The organism is Cuniculiplasma thermophilum, from assembly GCF_052315355.1.
Classification (GTDB): domain Archaea; phylum Thermoplasmatota; class Thermoplasmata; order Thermoplasmatales; family Thermoplasmataceae; genus Cuniculiplasma.
This window is the reverse complement of sequence record NZ_JBLSDF010000010.1, coordinates 1-16,542: the sequence shown is the minus strand read 5'-3', so window position 1 is coordinate 16,542 and position 16,542 is coordinate 1. Positions and strand designations below refer to the sequence as shown.

At 34.4% G+C, this 16,542-nt stretch carries 11 protein-coding genes and 1 CRISPR repeat array; of the genes, 10 read left to right on the top strand and 1 reads right to left on the bottom strand.

Going from position 1 to position 16,542, the window contains the following annotated elements; genetic code table 11:
• The first annotated feature begins 4 nt into the window (after positions 1–4).
• The gene (locus ACNF42_RS02675; protein WP_443338683.1) at positions 5–805 is read left to right on the top strand and encodes an electron transfer flavoprotein subunit beta/FixA family protein; all 801 of its coding nucleotides are present in this window, start codon (positions 5–7) and stop codon (positions 803–805) included.
• Positions 806–1,894, top strand: a complete 1,089-nt coding sequence (locus ACNF42_RS02670; RefSeq protein ID WP_443338681.1) for an electron transfer flavoprotein subunit alpha/FixB family protein — start codon at positions 806–808, stop codon at positions 1,892–1,894.
• Between the two features lie 121 nt (positions 1,895–2,015).
• Here the strand turns inward: ACNF42_RS02670 and ACNF42_RS02665 are convergent, their stop codons facing one another.
• Positions 2,016–2,729 carry a hypothetical protein gene (locus ACNF42_RS02665; protein WP_443338679.1) on the bottom strand — a complete coding sequence of 238 codons (714 nt, stop codon included), beginning with the start codon at positions 2,727–2,729 and terminating at the stop codon, positions 2,016–2,018.
• Between the two features lie 43 nt (positions 2,730–2,772).
• On the opposite strand from ACNF42_RS02665, the gene cas6 reads away from it, so the two are divergent.
• The 8 genes from cas6 (at position 2,773) to cas2 (ending at position 11,445) form a co-directional block, all read left to right on the top strand.
• Positions 2,773–3,486: a CRISPR-associated endoribonuclease Cas6 gene (gene cas6, locus ACNF42_RS02660; RefSeq protein ID WP_443338677.1), complete on the top strand. Its 714-nt coding sequence runs from the start codon at positions 2,773–2,775 to the stop codon at positions 3,484–3,486.
• Positions 3,487–4,137: 651 nt separating this feature from the next.
• Positions 4,138–6,207: a hypothetical protein gene (locus ACNF42_RS02655; protein ID WP_443338675.1), complete on the top strand. Its 2,070-nt coding sequence runs from the start codon at positions 4,138–4,140 to the stop codon at positions 6,205–6,207.
• Between the two features lie 4 nt (positions 6,208–6,211).
• The gene (gene cas7d / locus ACNF42_RS02650) at positions 6,212–7,225 is read left to right on the top strand and encodes a type I-D CRISPR-associated protein Cas7/Csc2 (RefSeq protein ID WP_443338673.1); all 1,014 of its coding nucleotides are present in this window, start codon (positions 6,212–6,214) and stop codon (positions 7,223–7,225) included.
• A 5-nt stretch (positions 7,226–7,230) separates the two neighbouring features.
• Complete coding sequence (gene cas5d / locus ACNF42_RS02645) at positions 7,231–7,893, top strand: type I-D CRISPR-associated protein Cas5/Csc1 (RefSeq protein ID WP_443338671.1); 663 nt, start codon at positions 7,231–7,233, stop codon at positions 7,891–7,893.
• Positions 7,874–9,721, top strand: a complete 1,848-nt coding sequence (gene cas3 / locus ACNF42_RS02640; protein ID WP_443338669.1) for a type I-D CRISPR-associated helicase Cas3' — start codon at positions 7,874–7,876, stop codon at positions 9,719–9,721. The genes cas5d and cas3 overlap by 20 nt, the downstream gene beginning before the upstream one ends.
• Complete coding sequence (locus ACNF42_RS02635) at positions 9,708–10,223, top strand: Dna2/Cas4 domain-containing protein (protein ID WP_443338667.1); 516 nt, start codon at positions 9,708–9,710, stop codon at positions 10,221–10,223. The genes cas3 and ACNF42_RS02635 overlap by 14 nt, the downstream gene beginning before the upstream one ends.
• Positions 10,220–11,179: a type I-B CRISPR-associated endonuclease Cas1b gene (gene cas1b / locus ACNF42_RS02630; RefSeq protein ID WP_443338665.1), complete on the top strand. Its 960-nt coding sequence runs from the start codon at positions 10,220–10,222 to the stop codon at positions 11,177–11,179. Before ACNF42_RS02635 ends, cas1b begins: the two co-directional genes overlap by 4 nt.
• A 5-nt stretch (positions 11,180–11,184) precedes the next feature.
• Positions 11,185–11,445 (top strand): CRISPR-associated endonuclease Cas2, encoded by a 261-nt coding sequence (cas2, locus tag ACNF42_RS02625; protein WP_443338663.1) that lies wholly within the window; start codon positions 11,185–11,187, stop codon positions 11,443–11,445.
• A gap of 66 nt (positions 11,446–11,511) precedes the next feature.
• Positions 11,512–16,347: a CRISPR direct-repeat array (repeat unit 30 nt; unit sequence GTTTCAATCCTATTAAGGTTCAATTTTAAC).
• Positions 16,348–16,542 lie beyond the last annotated feature (195 nt).

The window sequence follows — 16,542 nt, the reverse complement described above, 5'->3', positions numbered from 1 at the left end:
TGAAATGGGACTGGAAATTATTGTTATGATAAAGCAGGTACCGGACAGCTCCGAGGTTGTTATAGATCCTGTCACATTTACACTGAACAGGGGAGCAGCAAGGAATGTCATAAATCCTGCAGATGAGAATGCAGTTGAGCAGGCACTCAAGATAAAGGATGCCAATCCAGACACTCACATTACAGTGATTACCATGGGTCCTCCCTTTGCTGAAACTGCATTGCTTGACTGTATGGCAAGGGGAGTTGACAGGGGAATACTTGTTACGGACAGGGCCTTTGCAGGTGCAGATACCTATCCAACAGGGCTAACGCTTGCTGCAACAATCACCAAGATTGGAAAGTTCGATATAATCTTCGCAGGAGAAGAATCCACAGATTCTTCCACAGGTCACGTTGGCCCAGGTGTTGCCGAGTTTCTTGGAATAGAACAGGCATCATACACATCAAATTCATGGGTCGAGGACGGAAAAGTGTTTGCGGAGAGGCAGCTTGAGGACGGAGTTGAGACTGTGAAGATGGAACCTCCATGTCTTATAACTGTTCTTACAAATTCAAACATACCTAGAAACGCAACTTTGAGAATGAAGATTGATGCAATGAAGAGAGGCATTGAGACCTGGACTCTTGCTGACATAAATCTCAAGCCTGAATGGGTTGGTCTCAAGGGATCACCAACAATAGTGAAATCAATGAAATCCATACAGGAGAAAAAGAGGGCAGGAAAGAAATTCACTCCGGATCAGATGGATGAGTTTGTTGACGAGCTCATTTCCAAGGGAATTCTCAAATTCGGGGGTGAATAAATGGTAGGACTCATTAATGCAGAGCCACCGGCAAATCCGGATGAATACAAGAATGTGATGATTTTTCTGGAATCTAGGGATGGTAAATTGAAGAAGCCTGGACTGGAGATGATTTCTGTTGGATCATCCATAGCCCACAAGGTAAACGAAATTTTAATAGGTATAGTATTTGGTGATAAGGTTGGAGACATGGTTAAGGAGGCTGGGGAATATGGGTGTGACAGGGTGATAGGATATGAATCCCCTGATCTGAAAGATTTCAGGACAATACCATACGCAACACTTCTCAGCGATCTGATCACTGAACTCAAGCCAAACATTCTGCTGATTCCGGCAACAAGGAATGGAAGGGATCTTGCCTCAAGAATTGCCGTCAGGTCAAGGACTGGAGTTACGGCTGATTGCACAGAGCTCGATATAGATCCAAATGGAAGAATACTCCAGGCAAGGAGACCCACATACGGGGAAAGCACTCTTGCGGAAATTCTCTGTAAGAGGCACAGGCCACAGATGGCAACTGCAAGACCTGGAATATTTGCAGTACCTGAGAGAAAATCAGACGCAAAGTATGAATCAGAGATAAGGAAGGCAAAGATAAAGAAAGAATATCTCAAAAAGGAGATTGTGGATTTTAAGCCCAAAACAACAGTTGATCTTACTTCTGCTAAATATATAGTTAGTGGAGGTCTAGGACTGGGAAAGGCATCTGGTTTCGATCTCATCAAACAGCTTGCAGATAAAATTGGTGCATATGTTGGTGCATCAAGACCCACAGTGGATCTTGGATGGATCACAAGGGATCATCAGGTAGGACAGACAGGTCAGTCTGTGAGGCCACAACTGTATATTGCCTGCGGAATATCAGGGAAGGCTCAGCATCTAATGGGAATGAAACTCAGTGAAAACATTGTCTCTATAAACACAGATCCCAATGCTGAAATAAACGGCATTGCAGATTACATAATCACAGCAGATCTTTACGAGGTCATACCTAAACTCATTGAGGCAATTGAGAAGAAAAAACCTGCAGAAGTAGGTGAAGACGCAAAATCAAAAACCAAAGATTCAACTATTCAAGAATCTAATTAAAAGACTAAACTTTCTTAGGTTTGATGCCTCCACGTAAAATAATCGCATTTCTCTTTATTCCTGAATTATATGAGGTATATTGGGAATAGAATTTTATGGCATTATCTAAAAATTGTATTTTTTATAGGATGTCTATCAAATTGTCATTTAAAAAAATTATATTCTGTCTTCCTCTGACCATTCCCAGTATTTGAAGTTCAACTAACTTATTTACCCTATTTTCAACTGTTCTTAGGGTCAAATTTTCTTTAAGTTCATTATTCAAAAAGCTTCTTATCGCTCTGGTATTGCTCTGTCCGTTTTTCAGTATCTGTATAATCTCCTTATCTATTTTGTCTGTTTTAAATAACAGATTAAAGTAAGGAGTCATTTCAATTCTCTTAAAAACCACACTCCTTCCGTACAAAGAGCTATTTGCCTCAATACTGTGTTCCACCAAATGATTATTCTTTATTGCCCACAATAGCCCAGCAATGGAATATACTGATGGTCCTGAAGTAAGATTCACTGAGGCCTTTTTAGAAATAATTTGCTCAAAGTGCTTTATGTACATTCTTAAGTCCCAAATGTTAGATAACCTATTTATCTCAACTTGAAGATTTGAATTTCGTTCATTGATATAAGTCAGAACATTCTCAAGTACTATGCTGGCTTTAAGAGAATCCTGGTCAGGATTTACTTCATCAAATTTGCTTGTAAACAGGACAATTCTATCCAAACAGTTACCTTGAGAATTCAAATAAGGTCTAAAATAAGGAATAATTATATCTGGCTGAAATCCAACAAAACTTACCAATGTATCTACACAAAAAGACGAAAATATTTCTTCGCTCATAGGAATAGAAATATTTTTATTCTATTTAATCATATCTTTTATCATGGAGAGTTTGCTTATAAGAATTAAGAGGGAAAAAGGTGTGATAATCCCTTACGAATACAATTATTATCTTTCTATCGGTATTTATTCAAAATTATTAACATATCAGGAAAAGATTAAGAAATTACATGTTAAAAGTCAACCAGGGCTGCACACGTTTAGTAATATAATTTCTAGGAATGTTAAGGGAGGAATTAATGGATTGGATATCAATAATGGTTTTTTCATTGTAAGAACAATAGATAATTCTCTTTCTGCCTATTTACGATTGGGGCTTTCAATTGATCCTTCAATTAGAATAAATGATGTGTCATATGAGGTGACTAAAGTTATATCTTTACCGGAACCCATGTTAGGAGAAGGAAAAGTAAAATTCAAGTCATTATCACCCATATTAATTAGGAATTTTGAGAACAAAAATGAATATGTTGATATTAGCGAAGACGTAGAAATTAATCTGAATAAGAGCGCAGTTTGGATACTCAAGAATTTATTTGAAATATCCGAGGAAGAGATAAAGAATTTCCATATTTATTTATCTTCCTCGAAAAGGAAAACAGTAAAAATTTCCAACTCAAAAACAAAGGAGTCAATAACAACTGCGTATGAGTTAAGAGGAGAAATTGAGGGGTCTGAAAAGGCAATGAAGGCACTTTATTACAGGGGTTTAGGTTCTAAACCTTCCCTTGGTCTGGGATGCTGGGAGGTAATATGAGTGGAGAATAAAACAATCGTAATAAAAAATTACATGGTTTTTCAAAACAACGTATTCAGCAATGTCATGGATTGGGCGATTAACGATATATTTCAAAAAATATGGACGGAAGAGGAATGGTCAAAGTGTGCAAAGGGAGGAAGGCACGTAAATAATCCAAATTTTGAGAAGTACAGTGATATGGCCTATCAGGTTCATATATTTTCAGGCGTGGCGATGTCAATGAAGGTTTTTGACTACTATTTCAGTGAAACTAACAAAGAGAAATCTGAATACTTTTTGAAGAAATTTAACGATAATAAAACGTTTGAAAAATTGATGAAGAGGTCAATTCTAGGTTATGTGTTTCACGACTTCAATAAAATTACCGAAACGAATTATCACATGATGGATAAAGAGCCACTTTTTGAATTAATTGATAAGTATTTTAATGGTCTTATGGAAGAATTAGATCTTAATAAGGACAACATTTATCAAATTGCAGTATGCACGGAGAAGGGAACTGAAGCCAATGTACTGGATGATTCCGCAAATGTATTCCCTAATCTGGATTTCGAAATGAATTTTTCCAGAATGTCGGATGTGTTATCGGGAATGTATAATCAGCATGAAACCAATTCAAGTCGAGATATAAAATTTGGTCCATATATCATGGTCAAAAAGGAAAAAATAAAGAGTTTTGGTATCGCAAAGAGCAACCTCTATGCAATGGAAGGTTTAGCCAAGAAGGCTCTGGTTTCTCTTATAAGAGACAAGATGAACGGATTTTATCTATGGAGTACGGAGGATTCAATTTACTATGTAACCGGTGAAACTCCTTTAATTAAGGCGGAAATGGAAGATTTGATAGTCGACGAGTTTAAATCTCTAATTTCAGAAGTAATGCATCCAGAAAAATTGATAAGTATGAATGACAGGAGGGTCGATAACGCTGCCTCAGGGTACTTGGAGCAGACTAGACAATCTCTCGTAAGTTTTATGAAGAGGGAAAGTAACTTAAAAATGTGTGTCCATTTGCAGGACATTAAGCTAGACAGTGAAGATAAAATAGTTCAAGCTGAAAATTTTAGTGACTATATTTCAAATTATAAAAACAGTGTATTCGAAATTAAATTAAGGTTTGTAAACGAAAAACAGGGGGGTCACTCCATAAGGGAGGGCTTTAGGTTCTTAGGTGGTGATGACTCAGACGAGGGCGAATTGCTAAAAATCTTTAGTGTCCGCTATATTCAACTTAATAGGAACTTAAAGGATGAGGAAATTGATAAGATCAGGACGAGAATTAACGCCATCGTTGAAAATTTTAAAGGCAATTATGATCAGATATTAGGGAAAGAGGTTGAGAAGTCAGCTCTGCTAATACCTATTTTAATAAAGGAAGATGTAAATTGGGAGAAAATCCATAATAAGGTTTTAGAGGATATGAACAGAGAGTCCAAAGAAGTAGATTACAGGCAGATTTTAGAAAGGATAATTCCTGGAATATTTCGACCAGGGAATTTCGAGGAGGTTCCAGAAAAATCAGAAATGTCGATGGTGAATGGATTTCACGCAACAGAAATAGCGAAGGGCGATAAGCTATATGGATTAAATACCAACGGATTTAATAATCGATTAAAAACATCGAGAATCTCAAATGGAAAGGTAGATGATGTCTCTATATTAGAGTTCAACATTAGAAGGAATGTTATTACAAGATTATCGGGAGATGATACCCTTGTCTATCTTAAATTCCCAGGAGCTATTCCTTATCTTGATTTGAGCCTCTTTATGGATAAATTCTCAAACTCCAAAAACAATGAAAAATTCATTGTAGATAAGCTAAGAATGAGCATTGAAAACATGGATAGAAAAGTTAGAGTGGACAACTCATTTTTCTTTGTAACAAATGCCATAAAAACGAACGCGGATATGCTAAAGGTTCTAAACGAAGCCATGGAAATAGCACAAAATACTAAAATGCACGTCAGAATATCATACTCCAACTCACCTCTGCTATCGGGTCAACTTGAGTCAATTAAATTAGACATATCAAATAGCCTTGTTTCATTTTTCTCTTGGAACGCAATAAGATGCAACGAAATTTCAAATGTAAAGAAAATAATGCAGGCTTTCAATGTATTGGTAAACGGCTCTTTAGATAAGTTTGATTTCAAGAAAATGGCAGAAATAATGGTGGATTACATTCAGAACTCAATGTCCATATTCAGTTATGTACATAATTACATCAGTGAGGTCAAAGAAAGAGGAAGAAAAGGTTTTGGAGTTCAGTTTTCAAAGGAAATAGAGGACATAAGAAAACTGGGATATAATGTTGAAAAAGAAGGAGATGAAAAAATGAAAAATATTGAAAAATTGGCAAAAATAGCATCAGAAATTGAGAAAGCGAACTGGAAAATGAGTGGAAATGATAGAACGTGGATGATGAGAGATTCATTGGAAGGGTTGGAAACGGCCAGAATTAGGGTTAAAGAAGGACAGAACAAAAAACTCTCAGAATTTAAAGATATAGTGGGGGGCATTCTATTGACCAAGGTGACTAGGGATTACAAGGATGAAGATAAAAAATTCATTCCTCTGAATAAAATAATTGAATTCGCAGATTGCCTTATAGAGTTAATTGAGAACGACTTTGCTGGTAGGATTCCGTCTGGCGCGATGAAGTCTTATTTAATAAATGCATTTGAATTTGAATATATGCTTACAACGGAGAAGAGGTGAAAAAATGGAAAATGATATGAAAGAGTTTGGAAAGGTTTTGAAGTTGCCTGTAATTGGAGAGCTTGATCTTAAAAAAAATCATGGTATATTTATAAAAATTGGAATAATATCCGAAACAACTGGTTTTTTTATCAATAGAAATAATGAATCCACAGAACTGACAAGTGAGAACTTTTTAGACGAGGAAAGATTAGTTGTTCCCGCTTCTAAATGGAGGGGCGCTGAAAGGTCCTATCTTCTCTCGGAGCTTAGAAAGTTAGATGGTGTCATACCAGGGGATTACTCCAGAAATATGGTGGAAAGGAAAGGATTGTTGAAAAATCCAGCCAGTTTGGTCTATGGAGATTCCAGTACAGGAAAGACTGCAGAGGCTGCTGGGATAGCATCAAGAGTATTCTACGACTGGGCATACAGCTATGAGCCTCTATCGGATATAACGATAAGACTGTTACATAATTCTCTTTCAGATAGTGGTGCAATTTTACAGGAAGATGCAGGAAAAGTTAAATCTAATGCTATTTATAACACTCCCTATGTGAAACCAGGTGTAAAATTAATCAGATTCATATCTCTAGAAAATGTTTCCGTAGAGATGTTTACTCTGGTTGTAATGGCTATTATTGGCACCACAAGATACGGAGCAAGAACAGCTATTTTAGGTGATAACATGAGTAACAGGATAGTTGGGATCGGTTTTTCGAAAATGGAAACTCCTGTTAGTTCTTACACAGTAATGAAAAAGGCATGGGAGTCAAAAAAATATGAACCTGAAATGGACATTCTCAGTGCAATGAAGAATTCATATGGACAAAATCTTCTGGAGGGAGAAAAACTCGAAGATGTGATTAAAAAAATTTTAAAAATGAGATCGGATACACAACTTCTCTCAAATATATGCAGGTTAATCACAACGAAAATGGAAAACGATTGGAGCGATTTTTGGGGTAAGACAGGGAAAAAAGGGGAAGATCTAGAATCAAATCAAACAAATTTCACAGACATCGAAGGCAAGGAGTGATTACTTTGGAAATCACTCCCTTAAAGATAGAAACGATCTCTCCTGTTAACTACTATTATATAGCGGCAGCAGGAGGGATGAGATCCTCTTCTTTTATAGGAGATTTAGCACTAAAATATGCAGCTCTTAAACAGTTTGGTTTGCTTGAATACCCTCTACCTGATAAATTCAAGCCAACTTATGAAGAACTCAATGATTTTGACTTCTGGTTTACAGTCGCGGTAAACGAGAAGATAGCATTTGAACAAGGTTCTGATACTTTATTCATGAAGAATATGATCCGAAACACCATGCACGGTATTGACTATAACGGAACTAATCAATATCCAAATGCCAAAGAAGGGAGTACAATGTACAAAAATTTCTACTTTCAACAACCCATAAGACCGGGAAATTTATTCTACTGCTACCTAATTAGCAAAAATAGAATGGAAATACCTGAGGCAATGAGGGTAGGTAATGGTAAAACAGGAATAATAAAAGTTTCTAAATTGCAAAGTAAGAACTTTGGGGCAGTTTTGAATCTCTATACGATTAAGAAAATAATGGGGTTGAATATTTCCAGAGAGGATTTTCCATTCACTGAGAATTTGCTTTTACAGTATTATCTGGCAGGTCTGTTTTCGGTAAATGAGGTCGAGGAAATATATGCTGAATGGTACAGTTAAAACATTTAACATTAAACCATCTTATATTAACAAGGATCCTAATTCCCAATATAGGGAATTTCAGTTAGAACTAAAAAAAGCAATTGATAGTTCAAATAACAGGATAGTAATTTTAAATGCGCCAACAGGGGCAGGAAAGACCTTTGCGTTCAGGGAAATTAAAAAGGATGGAAGGATAATGATCGTTTTACCGAACAACCTACTGAGTGAAGAAGTAAATGATGGTATTGGGAATATGGCCTGTCTACTAAATAAACAGAAAATTGATGAGCACATTCATAAAGTATATAGAGATCAAAATGCTAATTGTTCAAAGGCAGAAGCCATCGAACAAATGGTAATAGAAAGTGACTACATCATAACAAACCCCACAGTTTTTTTCTTCATACTTTCAAATCATTACACTCAAAATGCAAAGGATGATATGATTAGTAGAATATTGAAATATAAAATAGACACAATTATATTTGACGAGTTTCACATTTATACTTTAGATCAACTGTATAAAATCCTTGCAGCGGCAGTTATTTTACCCAAGAAAGTAAAAATAATGTTTAGTAGTGCAACGGTTCCGGATTATTTTGGAGAATTGTGCAAAAATATATTTGGACAGGAAAGTGTAACGCAGATAAATGTAAAGAGAAGTTATGAAAAAAATAACAACAATACTATTCTTCAGGGGCTAATAAAGTTGCATATATTCAATGGATCAGCTGAGGAATTGATAGAGAATAACAAGGAAATAATAAAAAGTGGAAAGTGGGCAATGATTTTGGATTCAATAAGAAGCATTGAGAGAGTTGGCCAAGTTTTGAGTAAAGAATTAAGGGATGAAGAGTATGGTCTATTAGCGGCTTACTATGACCCTGATTATCATTTTTACAAAGCCACCAAGGAAATCAATAGCAATTTAAGAATAGTCGTTAGCTCTAATGTAATAGAACAAGGAATAAATATCAATCCCAGTTTCTCCAACTTTATAATCGAACCAGGAGTTGGAAGCGAGAATTTAATTCAGCGTATAGGAAGGGTTGGTAGAGGGATAGAGCAAGAAAGCGTAGTTTATCTTTGTATACCAAATGGTGTTTATCATTATGGAAGAGACATCCAGAATATGGATGAACTCATAGATTTTATATCCTCCTTAAATTTCACAAAGAAAGCGAGAATACCGAGAGCCTTTGGAGTTGGGGTGTATGCTTATCTTTTGCTTGAAAAATTGACAATTTTTGCCTCATCAATAATTGAAAATAATATTATCAAGTCATTTGGAAACAATCTAAAGGCAGGCTATTGGAGTTCAAAAAATGTTTGTGAAACAATGGAAAATAAGGAAGGCGTGGAAAAAATTAAAAAAAATTGCTTCCGAGAAATTATTGAGCTCAAAGAATGGTGGGATAAATACAAAGAAACAATTTATGACTTTATACCAAAAATTTCAAGTGAAGTTAACGTTTTGGATGAATCCTTTAACCTAAATGACGAATTTCTCAAAACTAGATACAATGAAATATGGATCAAAAAAAACAAAAATATTTTGTACATGGATGGGAATAATTTTGTAGTTGGAAATTTCAATGAGAAAGTAAATTACGACTTTTACGTACGTATATCTAATCTTCCACTTGGAAAGAGGAGGATGAGATATGGCGATATTGCTTTCAAATCTCACGAGAAAATAATTGAAGATCTTGAAAAGCTCTTAGATGAAACTGATTGTAAGAATAACACTAATTTCATGAAATTCATAAATGATGTAATCGAATGCACAAAAGTGAGTGCTGGAGTTGAAAGGTTGATTTTGGAGGTTGATTATGATCAATCCTGAAAATTATCGTGGAACTGACGTCAGCTATGTAAGCATATGTCGTAGGCGGGCATGGCTTTCATTGCACGAAATATCTATAACCGATGGAACCGAGTTTGTAAAATTGGGCGAATATGAAAATGATAGAGAAAGGCAGTATGGGTTCTCACAAGTTACAATAGGCAGGAATAAAATAGATTATCTTAAAATTGAAAAAGATGGAAAGTGTACTATTCATGAGTTTAAAAGGGGAAGAAAGGTAATTGATGCAGATATTTTCCAGTTGAGTCACTACATGAAAGTGGCTAGTGATGCAGGTTTTGAGGTAAGCCATGGAGAAATTCATTTATTGGGTTCAAAGAAGATAGTAAGTTTAGACTTCCCTATTAAAAATGAAAGAGATCTGATTGAAAAATATAAAACGATAGACCAACTAAAAGAATCTAAAATACCAAAAGCAGAAAAGAATTATTTCTGTTTTCATGGTTGTAGTTATGTAGAATTTTGTTGGGGTGATATATGAGCGACATATATTATCTGCTTAAATCTGGTACCTTATCAAAATCATCTGGTTCATTGACACTTAAGAACGAAACTGAAAGTTTCAATTTGCCTATTGAGGACATTAATATGCTGGCAATATTTGGTAACGTAACATTCACAACACCCGCTATATCACTTTTAGCTGAGATGAAAATCCCAGTGATACTGTTTTCGGAAAGGGGATTCTATATTTCAAGTATATTCCCGGATAATTATCTTGAAAGTGGATATGTGCTCAAGAAGCAGGTTGAACATTCACTTGATTTTTCAAAGAGACTTTTTTTAGCGAAGCAATTTGTCATTGGGGCATCAAGAAATATGGGAAAAGTGATTTCAAGATTGAAAGCAGGCAAGCTGCAAGTTCAAAAGGCCAGAATTGAAAATTCATTTTCAATAGAAGAACTCATGGGGGTGGAGGGAAACATACACATTGAATATCTAAACCTTTTGGATAGCAAACTCCCGGAAAAATTCAAGATAAATGGAAGAAGTAGAAGACCACCCGCAAATAGTATAAATGCCATGATGAGTTACTTATATTCAGTACTTTACGGGACAGTGACATCAGAAATTTTAAGAACACACCTGTCTCCATCCATAAGTTACCTTCACGAACCTTCAGACAGAAGATCAAGTTTATCACTTGATGTAAGCGAAATATTCAGACCAATAATATGCGATAGGGTGATATTAAAATTGGTAAACCTAAAGATGATTAATGATAACGATTTTATCATGGAAAATGGTGTATATCTTTCTCCAAGCGGAAAAAGAAAGGTACTCGAGGCATTCGATGAAAAGATGAGAGAGACAGTTTTTATAAAAAGTCTTGGTAGGAATGTATCAATGAGAAGGATGATAAGACTCGAATTATACAAGTTGGAGAAACATTTAATTGGTGACAGTACTTATAAGCCATATATTTCAAGGTTCTGATTGAAATGTGGATAATTTTAACTTATGATATTAATACAAAGAGAGTAAATGAAATAAGTAAAATCTGCAGACAATATCTGAGGTGGGTACAAAATTCAGTATTTATAGGCTACATTACAAAGGCCAATCTAACCATATTGCTTCAAAAGATAAATAAGAAAATAGAAAAGGAAGAGGATGGAGTACAAATTTTCATTTTAAGAGATCAGAAACAGGTAAAAAGAATTTCAGTAGGTCTAACCAAAGAATTTAGTAATATCATTTAAATAAAGTTACATTAATGCTTAACTCAAGCCTCTTTTTTCAACGTCTCAAGATCAATTTTCCAGGGTTTCTCGATCCTATTAAGGTTCAATTTTAACTTATTGGATCCATTTTTTCAATCTCATCCATGCTTAGGCCTTTTCAATCCTATTAAGGTTCAATTTTAACGTCAGTCTCAATCCTTATGTGCTTATTCTCATCCTGTTTCAATCCTATTAAGGTTCAATTTTAACACGGTGCATTATATTTCAACTAATTTAACATTATTCGTTTCAATCCTATTAAGGTTCAATTTTAACTTCCTTTGCTAATTTTTCCTTTTCCCTTTTTGACTTGTTTCAATCCTATTAAGGTTCAATTTTAACTGGAATATCAAGCCTAAACGCAATCCAATCCATGAATGTTTCAATCCTATTAAGGTTCAATTTTAACGAAAACGGCAGACTGATATTAATTAACCGTCCAACTTGTTTCAATCCTATTAAGGTTCAATTTTAACCCTTCAAGGGAGAAGACAAGATACTCTACTCCAAGTTTCAATCCTATTAAGGTTCAATTTTAACAGGACAAGAGCTTCTTGACCTGATCAGCATCGTATGTTTCAATCCTATTAAGGTTCAATTTTAACAAAGGTATCTCTTAATTTATCTGGAAGTGACGAGGAGTTTCAATCCTATTAAGGTTCAATTTTAACTGGGATGCTACTTTATTCTTCCTTCTCTTCTTCCCCTGTTTCAATCCTATTAAGGTTCAATTTTAACGCTTATGTCTGAAACACCCTTACTGAGATAACTTGAGTTTCAATCCTATTAAGGTTCAATTTTAACGGTAAAATTATGAGTCAGGATTATATCGAAACATCGGAGTTTCAATCCTATTAAGGTTCAATTTTAACTCGAGATCCACTCCCGATCTGAGAAGGGTCTTTGCGGTTTCAATCCTATTAAGGTTCAATTTTAACTTGATTTCGCTGAAAATGTCTCATCCGGAACTGCTGAGTTTCAATCCTATTAAGGTTCAATTTTAACTCAAGTTGTTATCTTTATATAGGAAATGGAAATAAGTTTCAATCCTATTAAGGTTCAATTTTAACGCCAAAAAGGAGAAGCCAAGACCGAGATAATGACAATCCTGTTTCAATCCTATTAAGGTTCAATTTTAACGGAATTCAACCACAAAATTCGGAACAGTCTCAAACACGTTTCAATCCTATTAAGGTTCAATTTTAACTTCTTGCTCGACTTGACTTCAATGATGATATTGCAGCAGTTTCAATCCTATTAAGGTTCAATTTTAACAGAACTGCTACGTCTCCGTTGGGGAGGACTTTCCCGTTTCAATCCTATTAAGGTTCAATTTTAACTTCAGCCGTTCTACAAATTCAAAGTTGACGGCTCGCTCGTTTCAATCCTATTAAGGTTCAATTTTAACTATATCAAACGATCCGGTTTTGTGTGTCCAATCGATGTTTCAATCCTATTAAGGTTCAATTTTAACTAAATGACAAATTAAACTTTTTTCTTAATGCGTTAATGTTTCAATCCTATTAAGGTTCAATTTTAACTGTTCATGAATATTATCATGTACGGAATTGTATCTAAGTTTCAATCCTATTAAGGTTCAATTTTAACATATTCAATTAGTCCATATTAGTAAGAAGCAATAAAAGTTTCAATCCTATTAAGGTTCAATTTTAACTGAAAGATTTTTGGAGGCAATAAGAGAGCAGAGAGTGTTTCAATCCTATTAAGGTTCAATTTTAACTGAAATATACTTCATAGACTGCCTTGACGCTGAGATTGTTTCAATCCTATTAAGGTTCAATTTTAACAGTTTGAGGACTGGCTATATCAAAAAATGTCTAAGACGTTTCAATCCTATTAAGGTTCAATTTTAACATTGAAACCCTCTGTTAGCTGTTCTGGATGCAGCAGGTTTCAATCCTATTAAGGTTCAATTTTAACAGGAGAAATCCAGAGAATATGATGCAATGGCCCCATTGTTTCAATCCTATTAAGGTTCAATTTTAACGGTATTGTGCCTGTCCTGGATAGCACGAATAGACCTGGTTTCAATCCTATTAAGGTTCAATTTTAACTAAGGAACGGTCACATCGTGGTTCCACAGATCACTTTCGTTTCAATCCTATTAAGGTTCAATTTTAACGGAAGAGAGTCAAGAGGGGGCTGCTCCAGCACCTGGGTTTCAATCCTATTAAGGTTCAATTTTAACCTCGTCACCCACCGGAACCACCATAATCCATTCAGGGTTTCAATCCTATTAAGGTTCAATTTTAACTCTCCCCCTTCCGGAAAGGTGTGGAAAATTCACACAAGTTTCAATCCTATTAAGGTTCAATTTTAACCCGTTAAATTTAAGGAGAGCATATTTTCACCTTCCTAGTTTCAATCCTATTAAGGTTCAATTTTAACCCTTCCTGGAATAAAGTATCTTCATCCACGCCTTACTGTTTCAATCCTATTAAGGTTCAATTTTAACAATTCTAAGAGCAGCGGCGATGACCGGGAGCACAATAGTTTCAATCCTATTAAGGTTCAATTTTAACTCAACACAAAAATTATGCTGCAAATCGTATTAAAAGTTTCAATCCTATTAAGGTTCAATTTTAACTCAACACAAAAATTATGCTGCAAATCGTATTAAAAGTTTCAATCCTATTAAGGTTCAATTTTAACAAATTAATGTTAGTAAGTCATAATTTAAAATATGATTGTTTCAATCCTATTAAGGTTCAATTTTAACTTAAATATGGTAATAATAGTTATGATAATGGAACTTTGTTTCAATCCTATTAAGGTTCAATTTTAACTGCCGATATTTTTCTCTTTTTCACCATTTTATCTCACGTTTCAATCCTATTAAGGTTCAATTTTAACTCATTGTTGACAGTGAAGGATATGTTCTCAACAGTGCGTTTCAATCCTATTAAGGTTCAATTTTAACAGACTGCTACTTTTGTCTAGTGTATTGATAGTCAAAAGTTTCAATCCTATTAAGGTTCAATTTTAACTGTTCATGGCTATTCATAAAATTACCAAATTTTTTAGTTTCAATCCTATTAAGGTTCAATTTTAACCAGACAGCACACATCTATTCATCGGAAGGTTCTAATTGTTTCAATCCTATTAAGGTTCAATTTTAACTCATCACCAATAGAATAACATGAATAGAATTTCGTCCTAGTTTCAATCCTATTAAGGTTCAATTTTAACTGGTCAAATCTGGGAAATATGTTTTGCATATTTCCTTGTTTCAATCCTATTAAGGTTCAATTTTAACAGGAAAGAAAGTTTTCATTTTGAACCACTCTCCATATCAGTTTCAATCCTATTAAGGTTCAATTTTAACTCATGGTGGTGGTGTAAAGTGACAATGCTTGAAATTGGTTTCAATCCTATTAAGGTTCAATTTTAACTCCCAAGCCACTCCGCTTCAAAGTTACACAGGCACTTTGTTTCAATCCTATTAAGGTTCAATTTTAACGTTGTACGAATTGCCGAAGGCAGTTGTTTTGTTGCAAGTTTCAATCCTATTAAGGTTCAATTTTAACATATGTAAAATTTTTAATTAAAGTAAAATTATTATCAGTTTCAATCCTATTAAGGTTCAATTTTAACTATGACTGATAATGCAAATAATATGGGAAATATTATGTTTCAATCCTATTAAGGTTCAATTTTAACTGTCTTCCATTTTCACAATTACCTGTCTTCATTCTCGTTTCAATCCTATTAAGGTTCAATTTTAACTCAGTTCAGCTACATCCTGTTCTATTGACACTTTCTGTTTCAATCCTATTAAGGTTCAATTTTAACTATTTTTCGGACTACATTCTAAGAGCGAACTTCGAACGTTTCAATCCTATTAAGGTTCAATTTTAACAATAATATCTTAAATCTGAAGTACAATACTCATAAAGTTTCAATCCTATTAAGGTTCAATTTTAACCAATTATGCAGGCAATTATTCCTGTATCAACGAATGCGTTTCAATCCTATTAAGGTTCAATTTTAACTCAACTCATGACCGCATTTCTTACAGCGATACATAAAGTTTCAATCCTATTAAGGTTCAATTTTAACGGACCACATAAAGACGGAAATCCAGGGGATCAAAGGTTTCAATCCTATTAAGGTTCAATTTTAACGACTGGTTTTAGTTACAGATTGAAATATGCCGATCTGTTTCAATCCTATTAAGGTTCAATTTTAACCCACAGCGGCGGTAACAACTCCTACTCCATTCAGTCTGTTTCAATCCTATTAAGGTTCAATTTTAACCTAGGAAAGGGAAAACACAATTCCACGAACACATACTAGTTTCAATCCTATTAAGGTTCAATTTTAACTAATTTCAGCGGCAATTAATGACGCATTTAAAAAATGTTTCAATCCTATTAAGGTTCAATTTTAACAAATGGAACATATACTTCAAAATTAATAATAAATAATACGTTTCAATCCTATTAAGGTTCAATTTTAACAATTTGAAAAAATATTTAGATTAAAATTATTAGCGAAGTTTCAATCCTATTAAGGTTCAATTTTAACGCATTGGTACCTCTGTACTTTTCCTCCGGTTTTGAGTTTCAATCCTATTAAGGTTCAATTTTAACCAGAAAAAAAACCGAAACCCACCCACCTTTTAAAAAGTTTCAATCCTATTAAGGTTCAATTTTAACGCGGGAAGCAGTGTCTCAGAAATATTCGCTTTTATAGGTTTCAATCCTATTAAGGTTCAATTTTAACGGGTTGGGTTTCATGGAAGTTGGTTTCAGACTTCATGAGTTTCAATCCTATTAAGGTTCAATTTTAACCTAAAATATCCTTGCAAAATTTAACTGCACAAACTATGTTTCAATCCTATTAAGGTTCAATTTTAACCATTGTACCAAAATTGGAAAAATATCAATTCTATTAGTTTCAATCCTATTAAGGTCATAGTGTCCCAAATGTTGTGTATTTATAAAGGATACCTCCTTTGGAACATTTCCTTAATCTCATCAATGCATTTATAATATCCTCTCAATGATCTCATAGACCATTTGTCATTTATCTCTGCTGCTCTCAGATAAATGA